Below are 4266 nucleotides of genomic sequence, written 5' to 3' on the forward strand. Positions count from 1 at the left end.
CTCGGCTCCCTGCCGGGTCCTCCCCCGGACCCGGCAGGGAGCCGAGGAGCGCCGGTCAGGGCGTGACGGACGCCGTGGACGCGAGGGCGGCCGAGGAGTGCGACGACCCCGAGAAGCAGACCCTGCCCCCCTCCGGCGCCGACGGCCCGGTCATCGACGCGATCAAGGCCCGCTCCGGCGAGAAGCGGAAACTGGTCGTCGGCATCGACCAGAACAGCTACGGCTGGGGCTACCGCGACCCCAACAGCGGGGACGGCGCACAGCTCGAGGGCTTCGACATCGACCTGGCGCACCGCATCGCCGAGGACATCCTCGGCGACCGGGACGCGGTCCAGTTCAAGGCGATCCCCACCGACCAACGCGTCCCGGCGATCCAGGACGGCCGGGTCGACATGGTCGTCCGCACCATGACGATCACCTGCGAGCGCCTGGAGGACGTGGCGTTCTCCGCCCCGTACTTCACCACGGGACAGCAGGTCCTGGCCCCGAAGGACTCCCCGGTCCAGGGGTACGGCCCCACCCTCGCGGACCGCAGGATCTGCACGGCGGCGGGCTCCACCGCGTACGCGAACCTGAAGGCGGACAGGGCCAGGGGCGCCCTCCCCCGGTCGGCCGACATCCGCACCACCGTCCCCAACCAGCTCGACTGCCTGGTGCGGCTGCAGCTCGGCGAGGTCGACGCGGTCGTCACCGACGCCGCGCTCGCCGCCGGCCAGGCCGCGCAGGACCCGACCGTCGAACTCAAGGGCGACTCCTTCACGACCGAGTACTACGGCGTGGCCATGCGGAAGGACGCGGACGACCTGCTGCGCCGGGTCAACCGGGTCCTGGTGGACTTCGGCGAGGACACCGGGAACGGATGGCGGGCCTCGTACGAGCGTTGGCTGTCGAAGACAATGGGCAGTGATCCACGTGGTTCCGAACCACCGGAACCGGAGTACCTGCGCGTGAGCTGACCCCCCGTCACCCCACCGCCAGGAAAGCACGACGAGCACAGGAGAACGCACGGACGCGGACGTGCGAACGCCGACGCCCGAACGCCGGCCGACGGACGCCGGCGACCGACCCGCAGCGAGAGGTGATCGATGGGCGACACGGATCCCACCGGGCCGGTGATGGACCGGGACGAGGTGGACCGTGCGCTCGCGCGGCTCGGCGCGGAGCACGAGGCGGTCGAGACCTCGCTCCTCGCCCTGCAGGACCACGCGGGCCGCAGACTCCTGGAGGGTGCCCGCCTCACCGGGCTCACCGAGGAGCGCTGGCGGGTCACCGAGGCCTCGATCACCCTGCTGTGGACGTACTTCGACGCGTACTCCGGCGCGTTGCGCACCGCCCGCGGGATCCGCGCCCGGCGCCGCTGGTCCAGCCGCGAGGACCTGGCGGAACTGACGGAGCTGCTGCGCGGCGAGTGCGTCACGGTCCCGGGCTCGGCCGCCGCCGCCGCCGCGAACGTGCCGGCCCTCCGGGGCCGTGCGGGCCGCCTCGGCGAACGCCACTCGCTGGCCGTGCTGGTCGAGCTGATGAACGAGCTGTACGCGTCCTCGCTGGACGTGGTCGTCGCAGCGGACGCGGTGTGGTCGGCGCTGCCCGCGCGGATAGACCTCCTGGCCGCCGAGCTCCAGCGCACCCGCAGGCTCGCCCACCCCGTGGGGGTCCGCCCCGGCGAGCACCCCGCGGGCGACGACCTGGAGCGGATCACCCGCACCCTGACGCGGCTGCGCGAACAGGTGATCTCCGACCCGCTGGCCTTCTGGAAGCCCCTGGAGGGCAGTTCCGCCCCGGGCGGCGGCCGGCCGGACACGACGGTGTACGACCGCGAGGCGCGCGCCCTGGAGGAGGTGCGCCGCGAGATCGACGCGGTGCTCGCGGTCCGCCAGGACTCCGAGAAGCGGATCGTGCGCCTGCGGGACGTCCTCTCGCGCGCCGACCGCACCCTCGCCGAGGCGCGCACGGCGCGCGGCGAGGTGCTCGCGAAGATCGCGGCGACCGAGGTGCCGGTCGTCAGCGGCCCGCCGACCGCGCTGCAGGAGCAGCTGGCGACGGCCGCCGAGTACCGCAGGCACGCCCAGTGGCACCGGCTGTCCCCGCTCCTGGAGTCCCTGGAGGAACAGGCCGAGGACGAACTGGTGCGCGCCCGCGAGTCGTTGACCGCGGTCACCGCGCCGCTGGCGATCCGCGCCGAGCTGCGCGGCCGGCTCGACGCCTACAAGGCGAAGGTCGCCCGGCACGGCCTCGCGGAGGACACCGTGCTGGCCGAGCGGTACGAGAAGGCGCGCCGCGTGCTGTGGAGCGCGCCCTGCGACCTGCGGGTCGCCGAGGAGGCGGTGCTGCGCTACCAGCACGCCGCCGCCGAACTCCTCGGCTCGGCCCGGCACCGGGTGCCCGGCCAGTCCGGGCCGTCGGATCCGTACGGCCGGCCCGGCCCGTACGGGCAGCCCGGCCGGGGCACGCCCGAGGAGCGCGGAGGGCCGGCGCATGAGTGACGAGGGGGGAGGCGGGCGCATGAGTCAGGCGGAGAACCGGACGCACCGGCAGGGCCGGCCCCGGGGATGGCCCGACGGCGGCTCCGGCGGGCGGAGCGGAGCCCGGGAACCGGACGGGAGCGGGGAAGGGAGCGGCAGCGGCGAGCCCGGCCCGAGCGGGGACGGGGAGCAGCCGGAGCGGGCCGCCGAGGCTTCCCGGGCCTGCCGACGCCCCGGCTGCGGGGGTGCCTACGAGGACCTCGGCGGGGGCCGGTCGTACTGCGACACCTGCGGACTCGCCCCGGCCGTGTCGCCGACCGGGGAGGTCGGCCCGGCCCCCACCGGCGTCACCGCCGGCGGGGGCCGGGAGTCGCGCGGTGCGCGCGGCTCCCGGGGTTCTCACGGCTCCGGCGGTTCCGGCGCCGAAGCCCGTACCGGCGGCCGCAGTGCGCGCACGTCGTCCCAGCCCTCCCAGCCCTCCCAGCCCTCGCGGTCGGCGAAGTCGCGGCGCTCGGTGTCCGGGCGGCTCTCCCGGTCGCTCCCGGGCGGCGCCGGCCGTTCGGTGTCGGTGCGCAGCTCCGGGTCCGCCGGCGGCTCCTCCGGCCGGAGCCGGCTGGGCGCGGGGCTGGTCCAGGTCCCGCCGATCCCGCGGCCCGACCCGCGCGCGATGGTGCTGGACCACCCCGAGGTGCCGGAGCGGAAGCGGTTCTGCTCCCGCTCGGACTGCGGTGCCCGGGTGGGCCGTGCGCGGGCCGGCCGGCCGGGCCGCACGGAGGGCTTCTGCACCGAGTGCGGCCACCCGTACTCGTTCGTCCCGAAGCTGCGGGCCGGTGACGTGGTGCACGGCCAGTACGAGGTGGTCGGCTGTCTGGCGCACGGCGGCCTGGGCTGGATCTACCTCGCCGTGGACCGGGCGGTCTCGGACCGCTGGGTGGTCCTCAAGGGCCTGCTGGACACGGGCGACCAGGACGCGATGGAGGCGGCGATCTCCGAGCGGCGCTTCCTCGCGGAGATCGAGCACGCCAACATCGTGCGGATCTACAACTTCGTGGAGCACCTCGACCAGCGCACCGGTTCGCTGGACGGCTACATCGTCATGGAGTACGTCGGCGGCAAGGCCCTCAAGGAGATCGCCAACGGCCGCCGCACCCCGGACGGCAGGCGGGACCCGCTGCCGGTGGAGCAGGCGTGCGCGTACGGCATCGAGGCGCTCGAGGCGCTGGGGCACCTGCACTCCCGCAACCTGCTGTACTGCGACTTCAAGGTCGACAACGCGATCCAGACCGAGGACGAGCTCAAGCTGATCGACATGGGCGCGGTGCGCCGGGTGGACGACCACGAGTCGGCCATCTACGGCACGGTCGGCTACCAGGCCCCGGAGGTCGCCGCGGTCGGCCCGTCGGTCGCCTCCGACCTGTACACGGTCGCCCGGACGCTCGCCGTCCTCACCTTCGACTTCCAGGGCTACACGACCGTCTACGCGGACTCGCTGCCCGACCCGGACCACATCGACGTCTTCCGGCGGTACGAGTCGTTCTACCGGCTGCTGGTGCGCGCCACCGACCCCGACCCGGACCGCCGGTTCGCCTCCGCGCAGGAGATGGCCGAGCAGCTCACCGGCGTCCTGCGGGAGGTCGTCTCGCTCCGGTCGGGCCGTGCCCGTCCCGCCCTGTCGACCCTGTTCGGCCCGGAGCCGCGGGTGACGGACACCGAGCTGTTCCCGGCGTCGTACGGCGACGTGTCCCGGCTGGGGGCGCGGGCGGTACGCCGAGGAGCGCCGGGCCGCGGACGGCTCGCCCGGCCC

General features: G+C 74.9%; 3 protein-coding genes. All 3 read left to right on the top strand.

Annotated features, from left to right (window positions below; translation table 11 throughout):
- A partial coding sequence (locus tag AOK18_RS12555; RefSeq protein ID WP_055694391.1) for a glutamate ABC transporter substrate-binding protein occupies nucleotides 1–956 on the top strand: 956 nt, incomplete at its 5' end.
- Between the two features lie 129 nt (nucleotides 957–1085).
- Nucleotides 1086–2483, top strand: a complete 1398-nt coding sequence (locus AOK18_RS12560; protein ID WP_055694390.1) for a coiled-coil domain-containing protein — start codon at nucleotides 1086–1088, stop codon at nucleotides 2481–2483.
- A gap of 19 nt (nucleotides 2484–2502) precedes the next feature.
- The coding region (locus AOK18_RS12565) for a serine/threonine protein kinase (RefSeq protein WP_157865082.1) at nucleotides 2503–4266 on the top strand (1764 nt) is incomplete at its 3' end.

The organism is Streptomyces prasinopilosus (genome assembly GCF_001419695.1).
GTDB classification, from domain to species: domain Bacteria; phylum Actinomycetota; class Actinomycetes; order Streptomycetales; family Streptomycetaceae; genus Streptomyces; species Streptomyces prasinopilosus.

What these genes read in the sequence shown, in the direction of transcription:
- AOK18_RS12560 (WP_055694390.1), top strand. Translation starts at nt 1,086, where the DNA reads ATGGGCGACACGGATCCCACCGGGCCGGTGATGGACCGGGACGAGGTG.